The 18,182-nt window shown below is 32.2% G+C and carries 18 protein-coding genes and 1 tRNA gene; 11 read left to right on the top strand and 8 right to left on the bottom strand.

All coding sequences use genetic code 11. The features are described from left to right. Positions 1-12: 12 nt before the first annotated feature. The 10 genes from J3U09_RS03195 to J3U09_RS03150 all read left to right on the top strand — a co-directional run bounded on the left by J3U09_RS03195 (position 13) and on the right by J3U09_RS03150 (position 9,113). Positions 13-735, top strand: a complete 723-nt coding sequence (locus tag J3U09_RS03195) for a hypothetical protein (RefSeq protein ID WP_267357114.1) — start codon at positions 13-15, stop codon at positions 733-735. Positions 736-844: 109 nt separating this feature from the next. Then, positions 845-1,810 (top strand): hypothetical protein, encoded by a 966-nt coding sequence (locus J3U09_RS03190; RefSeq protein ID WP_267357113.1) that lies wholly within the window; start codon positions 845-847, stop codon positions 1,808-1,810. A gap of 278 nt (positions 1,811-2,088) precedes the next feature. Beyond that, entirely contained in the window at positions 2,089-2,754 is a 666-nt protein-coding gene (locus J3U09_RS03185) for a hypothetical protein (protein WP_267357112.1), read from the top strand. Then, positions 2,738-3,088, top strand: coding sequence for a hypothetical protein (locus tag J3U09_RS03180; protein WP_267357111.1), 351 nt, complete (start codon positions 2,738-2,740; stop codon positions 3,086-3,088). Before J3U09_RS03185 ends, J3U09_RS03180 begins: the two co-directional genes overlap by 17 nt. An 83-nt stretch (positions 3,089-3,171) precedes the next feature. After that, a complete protein-coding gene (locus tag J3U09_RS03175; protein WP_267357110.1) occupies positions 3,172-3,702 on the top strand; it encodes a hypothetical protein in 531 nt (176 codons plus the stop codon). Between the two features lie 278 nt (positions 3,703-3,980). Further along, positions 3,981-4,490: a hypothetical protein gene (locus J3U09_RS03170; protein WP_267357109.1), complete on the top strand. Its 510-nt coding sequence runs from the start codon at positions 3,981-3,983 to the stop codon at positions 4,488-4,490. Positions 4,491-4,829: 339 nt separating this feature from the next. After that, the gene (locus tag J3U09_RS03165) at positions 4,830-5,822 is read left to right on the top strand and encodes a hypothetical protein (protein ID WP_220225640.1); all 993 of its coding nucleotides are present in this window, start codon (positions 4,830-4,832) and stop codon (positions 5,820-5,822) included. Positions 5,823-5,989: 167 nt separating this feature from the next. After that, positions 5,990-6,547 (top strand): hypothetical protein, encoded by a 558-nt coding sequence (locus J3U09_RS03160; protein WP_267357108.1) that lies wholly within the window; start codon positions 5,990-5,992, stop codon positions 6,545-6,547. A 360-nt stretch (positions 6,548-6,907) separates the two neighbouring features. Further along, positions 6,908-7,435: an N-acetylmuramoyl-L-alanine amidase gene (locus tag J3U09_RS03155; protein ID WP_267357107.1), complete on the top strand. Its 528-nt coding sequence runs from the start codon at positions 6,908-6,910 to the stop codon at positions 7,433-7,435. A 7-nt stretch (positions 7,436-7,442) separates the two neighbouring features. After that, complete coding sequence (locus tag J3U09_RS03150; RefSeq protein ID WP_267357106.1) at positions 7,443-9,113, top strand: toxin-antitoxin system YwqK family antitoxin; 1,671 nt, start codon at positions 7,443-7,445, stop codon at positions 9,111-9,113. Between the two features lie 289 nt (positions 9,114-9,402). Here J3U09_RS03150 and J3U09_RS03145 read toward each other — a convergent pair. Beyond that, positions 9,403-9,478 (bottom strand) — tRNA-Asn (locus tag J3U09_RS03145). Between the two features lie 142 nt (positions 9,479-9,620). Here J3U09_RS03145 and J3U09_RS03140 point away from each other — a divergent pair. Beyond that, positions 9,621-10,202 carry a TIGR00730 family Rossman fold protein gene (locus tag J3U09_RS03140; RefSeq protein WP_267357105.1) on the top strand — a complete coding sequence of 194 codons (582 nt, stop codon included), beginning with the start codon at positions 9,621-9,623 and terminating at the stop codon, positions 10,200-10,202. Positions 10,203-10,243: 41 nt separating this feature from the next. Here J3U09_RS03140 and fruA read toward each other — a convergent pair whose 3' ends face one another. The 7 genes from fruA to J3U09_RS03105 all read right to left on the bottom strand — a co-directional run bounded on the left by fruA (position 10,244) and on the right by J3U09_RS03105 (position 18,174). Then, positions 10,244-11,986 (bottom strand): PTS fructose transporter subunit IIBC, encoded by a 1,743-nt coding sequence (fruA, locus tag J3U09_RS03135; protein WP_267357104.1) that lies wholly within the window; start codon positions 11,984-11,986, stop codon positions 10,244-10,246. A gap of 8 nt (positions 11,987-11,994) precedes the next feature. Beyond that, positions 11,995-12,930: a 1-phosphofructokinase gene (gene fruK, locus J3U09_RS03130; RefSeq protein WP_267357103.1), complete on the bottom strand. Its 936-nt coding sequence runs from the start codon at positions 12,928-12,930 to the stop codon at positions 11,995-11,997. A gap of 2 nt (positions 12,931-12,932) precedes the next feature. Next, positions 12,933-14,129, bottom strand: a complete 1,197-nt coding sequence (fruB, locus tag J3U09_RS03125; protein ID WP_267357102.1) for a fused PTS fructose transporter subunit IIA/HPr protein — start codon at positions 14,127-14,129, stop codon at positions 12,933-12,935. 189 nt (positions 14,130-14,318) lie between these two features. Continuing rightward, entirely contained in the window at positions 14,319-15,356 is a 1,038-nt protein-coding gene (cra, locus tag J3U09_RS03120) for a catabolite repressor/activator (RefSeq protein ID WP_267357101.1), read from the bottom strand. A gap of 145 nt (positions 15,357-15,501) precedes the next feature. Next, on the bottom strand, positions 15,502-16,257 hold the full coding sequence (locus J3U09_RS03115) for an ABC transporter ATP-binding protein (RefSeq protein ID WP_220225631.1): 756 nt from the start codon (positions 16,255-16,257) through the stop codon (positions 15,502-15,504). Next, positions 16,254-17,225 carry an iron chelate uptake ABC transporter family permease subunit gene (locus tag J3U09_RS03110; protein WP_267357100.1) on the bottom strand — a complete coding sequence of 324 codons (972 nt, stop codon included), beginning with the start codon at positions 17,223-17,225 and terminating at the stop codon, positions 16,254-16,256. The genes J3U09_RS03115 and J3U09_RS03110 overlap by 4 nt, the downstream gene beginning before the upstream one ends. Next, positions 17,215-18,174 (bottom strand): ABC transporter permease, encoded by a 960-nt coding sequence (locus tag J3U09_RS03105; protein WP_267337135.1) that lies wholly within the window; start codon positions 18,172-18,174, stop codon positions 17,215-17,217. Before J3U09_RS03105 ends, J3U09_RS03110 begins: the two co-directional genes overlap by 11 nt. Between the last annotated feature and the right edge of the window lie 8 nt (positions 18,175-18,182).

Raw genomic sequence — 18,182 nt, 5'->3', positions numbered from 1 at the left:
ATTAGGAAAATAATGAAAACGATAGCTATACTTTTACTCATTAGCTTTTTGACTTCTTGTGCTTATACGCATAAAGAGGAAAAAACAAGCATAAACTCTAGCAAAGTCATTGTGTTAGACCATGATCCTGTTTTAATTCAGTTAGGCAGTAAAAAATTAGCATTAAAAGGATTAAACCCTGAAGACTTTTCACTGGTACAAAAAGGTAAGACGCTTTTTATCATTAAAAAGCTGTATCTGGGTATAGATGATCTCCAAATAGAATTTATAGATAACAAGGATCAAGATTTCCTATTAACTGGTGAAATAGAATATGCGGTTTCTCAAAACTTAATTGATGATATTGATAGGGGAAATGTATTTTTACCATTTTCTTTTAAAGAAGATATACTGCTACATAACAATAAAGGTAAATTTATTTTATCAACAGCGATTAAAACTACACCACAGCTAGAAGCCATTTGCCATGAAAGATATTTTGATGAGATCCGAAAAGAGTCTTATTTGGTTCAAAAACAGTTCTATCAGAATGAAATAATCGATAACCCAGAAAAATATAAGGATTGTTGCCCTGAGTATATTGAATATGCAAAAAAGTTTTTATCTAAAAAAGAGCGTGATTTTCACTCATTACAAAGCCTGTTTGTTGAATTTACCTATAAAAAAATAAAGTTAAACATGGGTGATGGTTATCATATCGTCTTTAATAATATTAGTGATTTTGTTCCTGAATAAAAATGAGTGATTATGCGGATTGTATTAGTTTAACTAAATAGAAATAAAATATATACCGTATATAATATTCATTTATCTATTTATAACTTTCGAGAAATCCCTAATATCTATGCATAAAATAATTATTTTACTTACATTGACTCTATGGTTGGGTTGTTCGTATGGGCAACCGATAATAACTTATACACCTGCCACTCCCGACACAGCAAAAGATTTGTCAGGTGCACTTATATCACCACCATTAGGGCAGCGGGCAATACTCCATAAAGCAAAAAACGAAGATTCAATTGCAGAGTTGTACAATAATTTTGTTCATAGATATGGAAGTAGGGATAGCTTTTGTTCTTTACTTGGTTGTGAGGAAACCGTAAATTATAATCCTAAACTTTTTAAAATAGAATATTCAGATTCTGATGAGGTTTTTAGCAGATATAATTTATATAAAGAAGAAGCGATACCTTTTATTATTTCATTCAAATACCTCAAAAAAGGCGATAAAATCTTAAAATTAGCAATACAAAAATCAGAATCTAACAGTTATCTAAATCTATCTATATATCTGTTATCCTTAAAAAATGGAGTACAGGTTGATTCTAGAAGAATTTATTATAATCGCTCAGGAGAAATGGGTTTTACAGATGGTAAAATTTTTTATATAGATGAAAACCTGATCATTTCCACCCGAGACTATTCCTTTACTGAGGACGGAATAACACAAACACCGTTTTATCAATATCAACTAAATGACGAAGGCAAATTTATTCGTTACTATCCTAAAAATGGTAACTATAAAGATAATCAAGAGCAAGGTTTAGTTAAAAACCATACTCGCGAAGGTTTATGGATTGAGAAGAAAGTAAACCATTTAATTGGTACTTCATATTTTGAAGCCGAATATAAAAATGGGTTAATACAGGGTGAAGGCAAGTTTTATAAATTAGAATATAAGTTAAAAGACGACTCTATTCCCTATTCTTCTGCTAAAAAAGGCAAACTTTTGTACACAGAAACCTATAAAGACGGTGAGCTTGTCGAACGCAAATTTGTGGATAAACAAATTGATGAATTGAATTAAAGGTTGTGTAGTAAACAAACGATTATTATGCTTATCACTCTCATAATTATGAACGGTAGTAAGTAAACCGATATAAATGAGTAAATTAAAAAGAATAATCATTCAAAACTAATCATTATAATGGCGTTAGTTTTTTTGAAATTTAATAACAAGAGTCCGATAACAAAAGATATGTAACTAGAGTGTTTTTTATGATGATATCCCTAAATAATAAATTGATTATCACTACTCTATTAAGCCTTTTTTTATTCAGCTGTAACCCCGATAAACAAGGAAATATGAAATGGATAGCCAAATACGATTTTAATCAATTATACCAATTAACCGACCAAGCAACTGTCTTAGATCCGATGTCTGCTTTTCGTTTTGAAGATTTTATAGCCCCCAATGAAAACACCATTATTTTGATTGGAAATAAAGATCTTAATGCCTTTGATTCAAGCCAAAGAGGGTATCAAGCAGTAATACATGTATCGAAAGATCGGGGCAAAAGTTATCAAGAGTTATCGCTTCCCGAACAAGAGATGAGATGGATTTATCCCAGCAATGATTATTCATTAATAAAAGCTCAAAGTAGATTACCAGACAACAGTAAAAAAAATTCCATGTATCTTTTAGATAACAACAGTTTAAAAATCGTTAAAATAGATGAATATGATTCTGAAGCTGATATCTCCTATTATAATTTTAATGGAAAATATGCCGTGTATTCCCATAACAAGGCATTAAAACTGGTTAATTTATTGAATCGAGAGGAACAGTATCCTTTACCCTACGAATTAAACAACCGTTCTTTTTGGGTTACTGCTGATGATACATTACTTATTCTAGATGCCAAACAAGTCATTCGCTACGACCCGAAAAATAATACAAAAACCGTCATACAGCAATTACATAATAATTATGATGTGCTGACTTATAAGGATGGTGAATATTTTTACTAAATTCAATGAAAATAAGTCTAAAGGTGGAGGTTCTTATTATAATAATAAAGAAGAGCTTTTATATACTTTCGAAAAAGGGGATAGAAGCCGATATTATCGCTATAAAAATTTTGTATGCGACTATAAACTTATTTCATCCCTTTATCCTATTTTCCGATATTCTTATGACTATGGACAAACTTGGTTTGAACAAAAGTTTACAGGCTTTTTTTCAGCCTCTTATCCAATTGGATTTTATAAAGATAAATTCATCATTTTTCATGCATCATTCCATGATAAACCAGATCCTGAAGATCGAGGGGGACGAATTTTAATCGGTGAGTTTGAAAAATAAAAAAATCTTATGGGAACAAGTAAAAGAGATTTACCTTTTTATCCGAAAAATATATCTAAATACATGCAGAAATCGAAAATAAAATGAAAATAATAGCTCTCTGTTTACTTGTTCCTTTTATCGCTAATTGCAGCAAAGGAAATGTGTCTAACGCCATTAAAACAAATATAGAATCAAAAGATGAAAACTTCATTCTTAGTCATTCCCTTACCTTAATAGATGGTGAAAAAATCTCATTATCAAATATATATACCATACCTAACAATATAGATTCTATACAAGTGGATAATGTGCAATTTGAAGCAACATTGTCTGATTATTGTGGGAAAGGAAACTATATATATGATGAAGAAAAAATGGATGGTTTTTTATCTAAAAAAATCGAATTTATCCTTTATTATCAATATAAAAAGGCTAATACAGAACCCACTGCATTTAACTTTAAACAAGATAATACAAATCTTTACTTAACCGTTACTAACCATGAAATAATTACAAAATATTGTAGTAAAACAAATATACGAACACGAAATACCGCATTTTTATTAAAGGTTTATTCAAACGGAGCTAGATATAATTTACTGGCTATTAATGATGTAAAACCTATTGAATAAATATTAAAACAAAAGAATAATGAGGTGAAAAATTTATTTGGCAAGTATAACCGATAATTGAAAAAGAAGACTAAACCAATGAAATATATTTTAACAATATTAAGCTTTTTAGTTATAGGATGTGTAAATAGTAACATTCAAGGTATTTATTCATTATCTAATAACAGAGTTTGTCACGAACCATTGAAAATAGAATTAACAAATAGTGAAACTAATAATCTAAAAAAGTTTTCAATAAACTTTATAGAAGAAAAAGCAGCGCACAAGAATTCAGTCATATGAAAAAAATTTATGACCCAATGATTGAAAAAAATGATAAAAGATTTATAAAGACAGAAACATACTTAAAAGTGAACAATAAAACCTATATAAATAATTTGAACGATAACGAATCCATGAAAATTTATGACTATTATGGTTATTGGAAACCCTTGAATAAGGATATTATTAAAGTTTCATATTATGAAGATAGTGAGGTTAAAATTCAGGATAACAAAAATAATACAATTACTTTACAAGGAATACCCTATATAAATAAGGCAAAAACGCATTTTACTACCTTTTACATAGATTATGAAGCATCAAAGTCCATTATAGACTTATACAAGATTAAAAATAATCATATAAAGCATAATTTTCGTTTCGAAACAGAAAAATGGATTATTTGGGATTTGGTTTGGAATGACAATATCCTATACATAAAAGTAACTAATACTATATGGAACGAAAAAGGTTTTTATAATACTGATTATAAATATAAAAAATTAATTATTGAAAAAATCAACTAACTTCCTGATGAAAATTATAACGCAAATTTGTGGATAAAGAAATTTATGAATTGAAGTAACGATAGTATATTAAATATACTGGTTATTTTACTTATCACCTTTATTAATATAAACGGTGGTAAGCAAGCCGATATAAATGAGTAAATTAAAAAGAATAATCATTCAAAACTAATCCTTATAATGGTTGTTAGTTTTTTTGAAATTTAATAACAACAGTCCGATTACAAAGGATATGTAACTAGAGTATTTTTTATGATGATATCCCTAAATAATAAATTCATTATCACTACCCTATTAAGCCTTTTTTTATTCAGCTGTAACCCCAATAAACAAGGAAATATGAAATGGATAGCCAAATACGATTTTAATCAATTATACCAATTAACCGATCAAGCAACTGTCTTAGACCCAATGTCTGCTTTTCGTTTTGAAGAATTTATAGCCCCCAATGAGAACACCATTATTTTGATTGGAAAAAAAGATCTTAATGCCTTTGATTCAATTCAAATAGGATATCAAGCAGTAATACTTATATCGAAAGATCGGGGCAAAAGTTATCAAGAATTATTGCTACCCGAACAAGAGATGAAATGGATTGATACCAGTAATGATTATTCATTAGTAGAAGCTCAAAATAGATTACCCGATAACAGTAAAAAAATTTCCCAATATCTTTTAGATCATAAGAGTCTAAAAGTGGTTAAAATAGATGAGTATTTATCTGCCGATGATATCGATTATAAAAAATTCAACGGTAAATATGTCATATATTCCAATCGAGGCAATTTAAAACTGATTAATTTATTGAATCGAGAAGAAGAATACCCCTTGCCTGACGACTTAAACAATCAGCCATTTTATTTAACCGCACAGGGTAACATTCTAACTTTACAAAAAAATCAGATCATTAGTTATGACCCTAAAACCCAAAACCAGCAAATCATCAAAAGTTTCAAAAATAACTATGATGTCTTACTATATCAAGATGACACTTTTATTTTGGGTAAAGCTAACCTGTTAAAAACGTCTGCAACTTTTTATAATGAAGAGGAAAAAGAGTTATATACACTTGATTCAAAAAATGTGAACTTTTACCGATATAAAAATTTTGTATGCGACTATAAACTTTTATCATCTATTAACCCGTCAATTCGATATTCATATGACTATGGACAAACTTGGAATAAGTATGAGTTAAAAGGTATGTTTGCTACTTCTAGACCTGTCGGATTTTATAAAGATAAATTTATCATTTTACGTGCATCATTCCATGATAAACCAGATCCTGAAGATCGAGGGGGAAGAATTTTAATCGGTGAATTTGAAAAATAGGACAATGTTAAACACGCTTAGTATAATATAATTATTTTTGATTTAATTTATCTATTAATCATACAAATTTTATTGGTATCATGAGCAATTAATGAAATGTAAAAGTCCCCAATGGTTTAGAAGAAGAAAGAAGTTTACAGAAATATTAAAAGGTATAATGAAATATAATGAGTGTATTAATAAAAAATAAAGGAATCTTTTTTACTCTAATAATGATATTAACTTTTTCTTGTCAAGGACAAGTTAAAAATGTTTATAGTAAACAAAAGATTCAAGATGAGAGCGAAGCTGATATTATTAAAAATAATATTTTTCATATTCAATTTGATAATGCAGGGAAACTCCATAAAAATTTAGTATCGGATCAACCTTATGATCATTTTATAATTCAAATAGAACAAGGAAATATAAAATTTAAAGAAAACTATAAATTATTAATTAGTAACTATGGTGATAGAAATGATCTAACATTTACTTTGACAAAAGTAAGTAAAAAAGAATATACCTTAGAAATTATACAAGAAACCAGACATTTAACGGTTGATAAATTCATCTTTGAAAAGGATAAAAACAACTTATTAGAATTAATATCCATGGAACAAATCCAATCAGGAAATACTATTCAAATCTGTAAATATAGTATGTCAAGAAAGAAAGGAAATGAAATTAATTTAATCATAAATTCAATTGATGATCCTAAATGTTTCAACATCAAAAATAAATAATATTAAAAGTTAGATACATAAACAAAAAATAAGTCTACAACCCAAAATGGGAAAAGGAGCAACCTCGCCGGACAATAAACAATCACAATCCAATCAACCCGACAACAAGGTATTACAACCTAAAACCGATTCCTAGTCAGCTAATCCTAACCAAATTGTCTATGATTTGTTACTTCAATCTAATTTTGATATTAATGTAGCAAATGTCTATTTTGTAAAAAAAGTAAATGCTCCGAATATACCTAATGAATATACCTATTTAAAATTAAATCAAGCCTCTTTGGGTGACACAATTTATCTGTGTTGCCAAATGTTACGATACTCCCCGAAAAGGTAAATTAGTGCTCAGACTCAGAGAAATTGAAAATACCGATACTACCCAAAACCTGTATTCAAATAATCCATTTCCTTTTTAGTCAATGGATAAGAAAAAACAGAAATGGAATGCACGGTAGACGGCTCCATTACCTATATCAAGGAAATAGTAAAAACGTTGTTAAAGTTGCCAATAATAAAGAAGCTATCTATTTTCACTGTGATATAGCTACTAATAACAAAGCGGATTATTTTATTTCAATTCATGTGGATGGCTTAACCAATTTTACTTCCGGCGCTCATGTTATCTGTAATGAAGGAGATAAAAAAGGGCTAGAATTAGCTAATGATATTTTTAATTGTTATACTGTTGTCAATATAGGAAAGAAACACCCTGATGCTAGAAATAATGTAGGAGTTCTTTTGGGAAAAAATCAAACGAAAGATAAAGTTTTAATCGAGCTTGGTTATATTACCCCCCCTAAAGATGCAAAAAGTATTTACGACAATATGGATTTAATAGCAGAGCAACTTGCTCAAGGGTTAGTAATCAACATTAATAAACATTTTTAAGAATAAAATGAAAAAATTACTAATAGTATCTATTTTTTTTGTTGGCATTTTGGCATGTATTCAACGCATTGAAGCAAAAAATATTTCCGAAGCTACCCCTTCAAATTCAGTACGAATTAAAGAATCCAATACTCCTGAGGGTTTTCTACGGTATGAATATTATATCAATGGCAATAAAGCAGCGGATTATATAGAAACTTACTATACTAAAGGCGGTCAATTAGAATCTGTGTATTATATGTCATCATATCAACGAGACGGCATTTCTTCTCAAGGATTTTACCCAAATGGAAAACTAAAATTCATCCGTTATGTAAGAGATGAAGTTAAAAAAGGAGATGTATTATATGTTATTTATTATCCTAATGGACAAATAAATCTTATAGAAACAATAGTTACTGACTCTTTAGAATTACCCAAACTCACTACTATTTACTTTGAAAATGGCGTTAAGCAATATGAAGGGTTTATGGATATGTATAATGCTACCACAATACCTGTAGGATTATGGAAAACATACGATGAAAAAGGCGATTTAATCGAAACCACCTATTATCATCCTGATGAATTAGGCAAAGACTATAAAATCGTAACTCAATATAAGAATGGAAAAGTTGTTTCAAAGAAAATTTACAATTTTGATGATTTATATGAGACTGAGTTAAAAGAGCTTTTCACCATACCGAATAATACTTATTCAGTAAATATTTATAGTGAGTTGCCCTATACGAACGAGCTTTCTTTTGGTAAAGAAGAACTGATATCAACACATTTTCCTAAGAAATGGACAACCCAATTTTGGCAAGAAAAAGTTGAAAGGAATAACAGTAGGATACAACGTAATTATGATTCAGTAATTTTTTATTTGAGTAAATATTCAAATGATTATTTATATCCAGAATTATATTTAAACCCTCAATTAACAACTCTTAAAGACAGATTTTATGAATCTGAAATGAGTAATTTTTACTATGATAAACTATCACATTTTTTTGATAAAAATATTAAAAAAGATAATTATCTTTCACCAGTAAGCAAAATAAATATTAATGATAAAAATCTAAATCTATTTCTATTAACATCTTCTCATACAACACTTGAAGACAAGCCAGTTTATAATAGTGAATACGAGCCTTATAATTATTCTAGAATGGATTTAATCACAACAGATAGTACTAACACTATCGATAAATTAAATGTTTATTATTCTTTATCATGGGTAATTAATGGTTATAGAAAATTATTTTTTATAGATAAGAACAATATTATTCATATTAAATATTTTGAAGAAGATGAAGAGGATACGCATTTTATCCGTTATGAAAAATTCCAAATTTCGCCTGAAGGCAAATTTATTCGATATTACGACCAAAACGGATTTTTCCAAAATGAAGAAGAACAAGGATTAGTCGAAAATCATACCCGTGAAGGTTTGTGGGTTGAGAAGAAGCCAAATGGTTATTATACTTACCTTTATACTTACCTTGAAGCAAATTACCAAAAAGGGTTACCGATTGGAATTTGGAAGTTTTATAAATTAGATTACCAAGAGATGCCAGAAGGATCTGTTGATCTATCTTCTGCTAAAAAAGGCAAACTTTTGTACACAGAAACCTATAAAGACGGTGAGCTTATCGAACGAAAATTTGTGGATAATGAAATTGATGAAATGAAGTAATGATAGTATTTTAAACTGCTTTTTATTTTGCCTATCACCCTCATAATTATGAACGGTGATAAGTAAACAATAAATTAAAAAATATAAATAATTACTTAATCATCCTATAATGGAAAACTAAAGCCTTCATACAGAAAATATAAAATCCTCTAAAGATCAACCCAAACGAGTAGATTCTTATTCAGCCAATCCTAACCAAATTGTTTCTGATGTGTTACATCAATTTGATTTTGACATTATTGATTTATAAACAAATAGAGATGTATAGATATGAGATAAAGTGAAAAGTTGGCTCCTCCAACTGGACTTGAACCAGTGACATACGGATTAACAGTCCGCCGTTCTACCGACTGAACTATGGAGGAACACTTGACGGACAGAATATTAACTATCTATGACGATTATGTCAATCTATAAAACACTAATTAAGTTTAACTGCTCAGCTTGTAAGCAAATAGCGTGAATACTATGCTAAAATAGTACAGATTAACAAGTAGAGTAAAATTTATGAAAAAGAATATTTGTGTTTTTTGTGGTGCTAGTGAAGGGAATCGTCCAGAGTATCGTACAGCGGCTATGCAATTAGGCAAGGTTATTGCCAATCAAAATAGACGATTAATCTATGGCGGAGGCAATAAAGGATTAATGGGCATAATTGCTAATTCCGTTTTAGATCATGGTGGCGAGGTTATTGGCATCATTCCAGAAAAATTAGTCAAAGCCGAAACTGCACACCTTGGTATTACTCGATTAGAAGTTGTTGAAAATATGCATCAACGTAAAGCAAGACTAACTGAACTTGCCGATGGATTTATTGCAATGCCAGGGGGAACGGGCACGTTAGAAGAGCTTTTTGAAGTTTGGACAGGGATGCAAATTGGTTATCATGAAAAACCCGTCGCACTATTTAATAGCCAATTTTGGCAACCTTTACTGAACTTCTTAAATCACGCAGTACAAGAAGGTTTTATTCGAGAAAGTTTTTATCAAACATTAATTATCTCAGATAGTGCTGATTCAATGTTAGAAAAAATGGACAGCTTTATACCAAAAGACTTACAACGATGGGTAAAAAATAATTTAATATAAAAAAACGCCATCAATTGATGGCGTTTTTAGTTGCATAATTATTATGCGATAGCTGTTGTTTGTGATTCAGGTTTCTTAATCAATGCGTAAGCAACACCTGCAATTACAGAGCCTGCAACGATTGATAATATATATCCACCAACAGGTTTAACTACGCCAGGGATTGCTAATGCAAATAAACCACCATGTGGCGTCATTAACGTTGAACCAAATGCTAATGCCATACCACCAGTGATTGCACCACCAACAATACAACAAGGGATAACACGTAACGGATCACGCGCTGCAAAAGGAATTGCCCCTTCAGAGATAAAGCATAAGCCTAAAACTAAAGACGCTTTACCACTTTCTTGTTCTGCTTTAGCAAATTTTTTGCGAGCGATTAAAGTAGCTAATCCCATCGCTAATGGAGGAACCATTCCCCCCGCCATAACTGCAGCCATAGGCGCATAAACTTGTGAAGAAATCATACCAGTACCAAAAGCATAAGCAACTTTATTAATTGGTCCACCCATATCAGTACACATCATACCGCCTAATAATGCACCTAACATAACAGCATTAGCACCATTCATGGTATTTAGCCATACAGTAATAATTTTCATTAACCATGCGATTGGCGTACCAACAACAAATTGCATAACAAGACCAGTAATTAAAGTTGCAAGTAAAGGCACAATTAATATTGGTTTCAATGCTTCCATACTTTTTGGTAATGGTAAGTATTTTGTAATAGCTAATGCGACATAACCTGCAAAATAACCAATGATAATACCACCTAAGAATCCTGCACCAGTTGAAACTGCAAGTAAACCACCAACTAGGCCAGGAGCAAGCCCTGGTCTATCAGCAATTGAGTAAGCAATATAACCAGCAAGCAATGGAACCATTAACGAGAAGGCTAAACCACCAATTTGAGCTAAATGAGGTTCACCAACAAGCTCATTTACAAGAGTTTGTTTAACAACTTCTACGCCATTTTCAAGTACAGTAACTGTTTTTAATACCTCTTGGAACTGACCAAAAGCAAAAGAAAGCGCAATGATCAAACCACCTGCAACCACCATTGGCAACATGTAAGACACACCTGTTAGTAGATGTTGATAAAAGCCTTTCTTTTCATTGCTTGATGTTGCAACAGAAGTAGAACCAGACGGTTGATAAATTGTTGCTTCTTCAAATGCTTTATCTAATTCCTGAGCGGTCTTTTTAAGAGCTGGACCAGTTTTGGTACGATAAAGTTTTTTACCAGCAAATTTGCTTAAATCAACATCAATATCACATGCAGCTATAACTACATCAGCAGAAGCAATCTCTTCTGGTGTTAATTCATTTCCAACACCAACAGAACCACGAGTTTCTACTTTACACCACCAACCACGTTTTTTCGCTTCTTCTTCAATCGCTTCAGCTGCCATAAATGTATGAGCAACACCTGTTGGGCAAGCAGTTACCGCAACAATACGTTTTTGTCCACTGTTTGCCACAGAAGTGCTAGTATCACCAGTCGATTGTTCATAAACAGTTGCTTTACTTTGTGCATCATTTAAGATTTTTTTAGGATCAGCAAAAACATCATTTATATCATTAACAACATAAACTTTTTTGCCAATAACTGATTTGTCACTAATATTACCGCTACCAACCGAAATGATAGTATCGGCTGATGTTGCATTATCAACAATTTTAAAATTTAAAGAATTAGCAGCTAACGCTAATTCCGCTTTAGCTAATCGCCCATTAACTGGGCCTGAATTGCTACCTTCAACAATGTATATATTCATGAATACTCCTATCCAGCGATTATTTCAATTTTTTTCGACATGTTGGTAACCGCTTGACGGTCTGACACACCAACACCAGCTTGTTCAACAGATAAAGCGGCAACACTTGATGCAAATACTAGGGTGTCTTTGATTGATTTATTATTTAATAAACCATACATTAACCCACCGACCATTGAATCACCAGCACCAACAGTGCTAACCACTTTACATTTAGGTGGTTTGGCTAACCATGCTTCACGTTTAGTCACCCACAAAGCACCTTTGCTGCCCAGTGAAATTACTACGTTCTCTACCCCACCATCGATAAGTTCCATGGCTGCTGTTTTAATTTCTGATAATGTGGATAATTTTCTGCCTACCCACATTTCCAGTTCTTTATCATTTGGTTTAATTAACCAAGGGTTGGCCTTAAGCCCTGCTACTAAAGCATCACGGCTACTATCAAATACCACTTTAGGACAAATTGCTTTAACTTGTTTCATCCATTCTGTGAATTTTTCCAGTGATACTCCAGCAGGTAAACTACCACTAATGGCAACCATATCTATCTCTTTCAACCATTCTAAAGAATTGGAAACGAAAGTTTGCCAATCTTGATCGTTAATCGTGAAACCTGAAAAATTTAGGTCAGTGACTTCACTATTTTCTTCAGTGAGTTTAACGTTAATTCGGGTACGACCATCAACGGTCTGGAATTTATCATCAACATTCAGAGATTTAAAAAGTAAATTAAAACCATCACGATTCTCTTTACCTAAAAATCCACCCACGGTTAATTGAATACCAAGATCAGATAATACTTTGGCAACATTGATACCTTTACCCGCAGCAAGCAAAGCATTAGTTTGAACTAAGTTAACATCACCAAGCTCAACTTTTGGGCAAAAACCTAATAGATCATAAGCAGGATTTAAAGTGATCGTTGCAACACGATAAGTCATGATTAAGCACCCTCTCCTAAACCACTTTCAATTGCTTTACCGATTGCATCTAATACTTGTTCTGCATCATTACCAACAGCAGTGAATTGTAAACGGCTACCTTTTTTCGCACCTAGCGCAACAATTTTCATTAAACTAGTTGCACTAACTGGCTCGTTTTTACCATCTAGATTAGCTACCGTCACTTTGCTATTGAACTCTTTAACTAATTTGACAAGAACTGATGATGGACGAGTGTGTAAGCCATTTTCATTTGGAATAACAAATACTCGGCTTAATTCTTCACCATTAGCAAGACTGTTTGATGAATCATTAGGTGTTACATTTTCTGATGTTTCAGATGATACAGAATGATCCCCTGATAGGAGTAGATTATTAAAATCATCACTTTTTGCAGAAATTAATAATGCTAATTTTTGGTTATAAGCTAATGATGCAATGTTATTCACGATAGCTGTAACTGAATCATCAACAGCTGAAATAGTAATAAGAAGCTTAACTGGTTTGCCATCTTGATTAAGATCATTCACCGTACGGCTAATAGCAATCGCATTTTTTAAATTGCCTTCGCGGCTGTCACTTAACCATACCCCATTACCTAAATAACTTGGTTTATTATCAAGTACGTTCGTAATAAAGCTGACATTAACCGCATCGTGTTGTTTTAAACGTGAAGCATTTAAAGCTTGTAATGTAGTTAAGCTATCAGCTTGTATATCCAATAATAATGAGGATTCATCAATTACAAATTGACTATCTTCTACACTTTCTTTGCCAGTTAAAATAGCTAAAGCTTCATCGGCAGTTTGGATTTTTTTGATTCGCTCTTCAACCCCATCAGCACCAAGGACATGAGTTAATTGACGAAGTAATTCTAAATGCTCATCAGAACTCGCAGCAATACCAATAGCTAGATAAGCTTTTTCACCATCATCACCCCACTCAACGCCTTGAGGAAAACAAAAAACTTGAACCCCTGTCTTTTTAACTAAGTGGCGAGTTTTAGGTGTGCCATGAGGTATAGCAATACCAATACCTAAATAAGTTGCAGCTTGACTTTCACGTTCAAGCATACCATCAACGTAGCCTTCTTCAACATAACCAGCGCTAGTTAATGCGGCTGCAATCTTCTTAATTGCCTCACTTTTGTTGGCTGCTTGTTCATTTAAATGGATATCTTCTTTAACTAAATGAAACATATAATAAATACCTCTGGGTTATAATATTGGATGTACTAAAAACAACTCAGCAATCCCATAATCGTTATTGAATCATGATTGAATCGTTTCAGCGATAATGAATATAAACGTCCTAATTATCAAATAAATTATATCTATTAATTCCTAAAATGTGATCTAGATCAGCTTTTTGAGTAAATCTTTTTAGCTCTATGACGATTTAATTTGACTTTTTAGCAATTGTTCTCGACTCAGGCTACCTCGATAAATTAAACGTCGCGGTATGATTGTTGTTCCTGGTTGATAGTTCTTTTTATGCAAACTATTTAATAATAATTCAATGGTTACTTTTGATACTGATTTATGATCTTGAGATAACGCAATCAATTTACACGGTAAAAAATCGAGTAACTCATTATCACCAAAGGTGGCAATTGTTAGATTATCCGGTAAACGACCAAACTTTTTCAGAATTGCATCAATGGTGCCTTGTAATAAAGAAAAAGAAGTGGAAAAAATGCCGTTTGGTAAATCATTATTTGCCAACCATTGACTAAAAGTAACCTCTGCATCGCGACGACTATAATTATTTGCACACAAAAAATCAACTTTATTGCTATGATTTAGAGCAACTTCCTTAAAACCCTCCATTCGTAGCTGGCTAACAGACAAATTAGGTAATGCACCAATATAAGCGACTGTTCCATCAACAAATTGATTAAAAGCTTGAGCTAGCATTTTAGAATCTTCTTTATCAGATCCAACAACATTCCTAAATTCAGATGTTGAGAGTGTTCTGTCTAATGCAAATAAAGGAGTATCACTATTTTGCCAACCGTTGTAAAACGCATAATCAGAATCATTAACAAACGATGAAGAAATGACTAAAGCATCTACACGGCGTTGTTTTAAATGTTTTACACACTCTTTTTCAATTTCCGGATTATCTTCAGAACAAGAAAGCAATAATTGATAGCCTTCTTTTCTTAACAACTGCTCTAAGTAACTTGCAATTCGGGTATAACTTATATTTTCAAAGTCTGGAATGATGATACCAATAGTACGTGTTTTCCCCGCTCTTAGACCTGCTGCTACAGCATTGGGTTGGTAATTATATTCTTTCACTACTGCCATCACTTTAGCAATGGTTTTATCACTAACTCGGTAGTGTTTAGCTTTACCATTTATTACATAGCTGGCTGTCGTTCTTGAAACGCCAGCTAACAGTGCAATTTGTTCTAATTTCATGAATATATCTCAATAAAAAAATTCATCAGTTATTTAAACTGAACACAAATTAAATGTAAACAGAACTTATCATTTAAACTTAACGAATTATAAGAAAAAAAGGATTTAGTGTGAATCTAAACCCTTTTAGTTAAAAAATCTTTTATTAATAATAAATAGCAATGTTTTGGTTATGGATAGTTTCTATTTTTACTGGCGTATCAAATATATCTTCTAAAATAGTTGAATTCATAATTTCTTTTGGGCTACCTTGATAGACAAGTTGGCCATCTTTCATGGCTAAAATATAATCAGAATAAACTGAGGCAAAATTGATATCATGGATAACAATAACAATCGTTTTACCGAGCTCATCGGCCGCTCGGCGTAACTGTTTCATCATCGAAACTGCGTGTTTCATATCAAGATTGTTTAGCGGTTCATCAAGCAAAACATACTCAGTATCTTGACAAAGCACCATAGCAACATAAGCACGTTGTCGTTGCCCGCCAGAAAGTTCATCTAAAAACCGATCTTTATACTCAGTTAAATTTAAGAATTCCAGTGCTCGATGGATATGTGCTAAGTCATCTTTATTTAATCGCCCTTTTGAATAAGGATAACGTCCAAATCCTACTAATTCAAAAACAGTTAATCTGCTAGTAAAACGGTTTTCTTGCCTCAATACCGATAAGTAGGTGGCAAGTTTGTCACTTGGCGTATTAACCACGTCCATACTTTGTATTTTTACTTGTCCTTCATCAGCCAGTAATAGACGACTAATAATTGATAATAATGTCGATTTACCTGCACCATTAGGACCTATGATAGCTGTCACTCCACCTTGTGATATGGTCGCATTCACATTTTTTAATACAGATATGGTTTGATATTTTTTACTAATATTATCAATTTCTATCACATTGGAACCTTTTTCAATAATAAGAAGATAAACAGCGAACCACCAATAAACTCAATTACAATAGATAATGCACCAACCATGTTTAAAACATGCTCTAAAAACATTTGCCCACCAACAAGGAAAATAATTCCTAATAAAAATGCGGTTGGCAATAAAAAGCGATGTTGGCTGGAACCACTAATACTGTAAGCTAAATTTGCAATAAGTAAGCCTAAAAACGTAAATGGACCAACTAATGCGGTCGATATTGACACTAATACCGAAACTAATAATAAAATAATGGTGACACTTTTTTGATAATCGATACCAAGATTAATCGCATTATCACGACCTAATGCTAGTACATCAAACCGAAAACGCATTCGCCATAAAAATAGACCAATTATGCTCGAAATAACTAATGAAAAGACAATTAGTACGGGTTCAGCTCGAGTAAATGTTGCAAAAATTCGACTTTGTAATACAGCAAATTCAGTCGGCGCCATTAGACGTTGTAATAAATTGGAAAAACTACGGAACAGCGTTCCTAGAATAATCCCAATTAATAAAACTAAATGAAGATTTTGTTTAAGTTTGTTGAATAATCCTCGATACAAAAATAGAGAAAATAAAATTAATAGTAATGACTCAAAGATAAATTTACCGACAATACCAATATAAGGGATACCTTGGACATCAATAAAAAATATTACCACTGTTTGAATCAACACAAACAGTGATTCAAACCCCATTATTGAAGGTGTTAAAATTCGATTATTCGTAACAGTTTGGAAAAGTAATGTTGACGTTGCCGCCGAAAAAGCAACTAAAATCATCGTTAATACAATCCAAGTCCGATGTGTCAAAATGTAGCTGATGTTGCCTTTTAAATTAAATGTCATGAAAAAAACAACACAAAGCACAGCAATACCAAGTAATAACCATACTGTTTTTCGGCTAGAAATATGGCGTTTTTGATTAACTAGCATGACATTTTTTACTCAACAATACTAAAAAAATAATAGCCCCTACTACACCAAGAATGACACTGGCTGGTATTTCAAATGGATAACGGATAACGCGTCCAATAATATCACATAGCAAAACAAGCCCACTGCCTAATAAACAGATCCAAGGAATCGTTTTTCTAACATTATCACCAAATAATAAACTGACAATATTGGGAACAATCAGTCCTAAAAATGGCAATACACCAACCACCACAACGACTATTCCACCTATCAAAGCAATCACAACAAGACCAATTAACATGACTCGATTATAATTAAGCCCAACATTAACCGAAAAGTCTCTACCTAAACCGGCAACAGTGAACCGATCTGCACTCCAACAAGCGAGTAGAGTAATACCTCCAACTAACCATAATAACTCATAACGACCTTGCAAGATTCCGGAAAAGTCTCCTGACTCCCAACCACCAAGTGATTGTAATAGGTCAAAATACATCGCAAAAAAAGTACAAATGGCACTAATTACCGCACCAAGCATAATCCCAATAAGAGGCACCATCAGGGCAGATTTATAAATAATCTTGCGAGAAATGAACATAAATAACATAGTGCCCGCCATAGCAAATAAGCTGGCAACCACCATTTTCATCATCACACTTGCACCAGGCGCAAGCACCATCATCACTAATAAACCAAGACTAGCCGACTGAGTTGTACCTACTAACGACGGTTCCACAAAACGATTTTGGGTAAGGAGTTGCATAATTAAACCAGCAACACTCATCGCGCTGCCAGCTAATAATAGTGCCACTGTTCTAGGTACTCGACTAACAAAAAAGATTTGTCGCATATTACTGTCAGACCATAAATCAGCTAACGTAACATGCCCAGCACCAATAAAAAGGCTTAATGCAGCCATTGCGAATAAAAAAACAATGCCTGCAATAAAGTAAACCGTTTTAGACATGATTTATA

Origin of the sequence: Gilliamella sp. B2889 (genome assembly GCF_026536885.1) — a bacterium.
Taxonomy (GTDB): domain Bacteria; phylum Pseudomonadota; class Gammaproteobacteria; order Enterobacterales; family Orbaceae; genus Gilliamella; species Gilliamella apicola_E.
The sequence above is the reverse complement of the archived record's forward strand: the minus strand, read 5'-3'. Positions and strand labels throughout refer to the sequence as shown.

What these genes read in the sequence shown, in the direction of transcription:
- fruA (WP_267357104.1), bottom strand. Translation starts at nt 11,986, where the DNA reads ATGAATATATACATTGTTGAAGGTAGCAATTCAGGCCCAGTTAATGGG.
- J3U09_RS03185 (WP_267357112.1), top strand. Translation starts at nt 2,089, where the DNA reads ATGAAATGGATAGCCAAATACGATTTTAATCAATTATACCAATTAACC.
- J3U09_RS03190 (WP_267357113.1), top strand. Translation starts at nt 845, where the DNA reads ATGCATAAAATAATTATTTTACTTACATTGACTCTATGGTTGGGTTGT.
- J3U09_RS03170 (WP_267357109.1), top strand. Translation starts at nt 3,981, where the DNA reads ATGAAAAAAATTTATGACCCAATGATTGAAAAAAATGATAAAAGATTT.
- J3U09_RS03195 (WP_267357114.1), top strand. Translation starts at nt 13, where the DNA reads ATGAAAACGATAGCTATACTTTTACTCATTAGCTTTTTGACTTCTTGT.
- J3U09_RS03160 (WP_267357108.1), top strand. Translation starts at nt 5,990, where the DNA reads ATGAGTGTATTAATAAAAAATAAAGGAATCTTTTTTACTCTAATAATG.
- fruK (WP_267357103.1), bottom strand. Translation starts at nt 12,930, where the DNA reads ATGACTTATCGTGTTGCAACGATCACTTTAAATCCTGCTTATGATCTA.
- fruB (WP_267357102.1), bottom strand. Translation starts at nt 14,129, where the DNA reads ATGTTTCATTTAGTTAAAGAAGATATCCATTTAAATGAACAAGCAGCC.
- J3U09_RS03150 (WP_267357106.1), top strand. Translation starts at nt 7,443, where the DNA reads ATGAAAAAATTACTAATAGTATCTATTTTTTTTGTTGGCATTTTGGCA.
- J3U09_RS03140 (WP_267357105.1), top strand. Translation starts at nt 9,621, where the DNA reads ATGAAAAAGAATATTTGTGTTTTTTGTGGTGCTAGTGAAGGGAATCGT.
- J3U09_RS03175 (WP_267357110.1), top strand. Translation starts at nt 3,172, where the DNA reads ATGAAAATAATAGCTCTCTGTTTACTTGTTCCTTTTATCGCTAATTGC.
- J3U09_RS03165 (WP_220225640.1), top strand. Translation starts at nt 4,830, where the DNA reads ATGAAATGGATAGCCAAATACGATTTTAATCAATTATACCAATTAACC.
- cra (WP_267357101.1), bottom strand. Translation starts at nt 15,356, where the DNA reads ATGAAATTAGAACAAATTGCACTGTTAGCTGGCGTTTCAAGAACGACA.
- J3U09_RS03105 (WP_267337135.1), bottom strand. Translation starts at nt 18,174, where the DNA reads ATGTCTAAAACGGTTTACTTTATTGCAGGCATTGTTTTTTTATTCGCA.
- J3U09_RS03110 (WP_267357100.1), bottom strand. Translation starts at nt 17,225, where the DNA reads ATGCTAGTTAATCAAAAACGCCATATTTCTAGCCGAAAAACAGTATGG.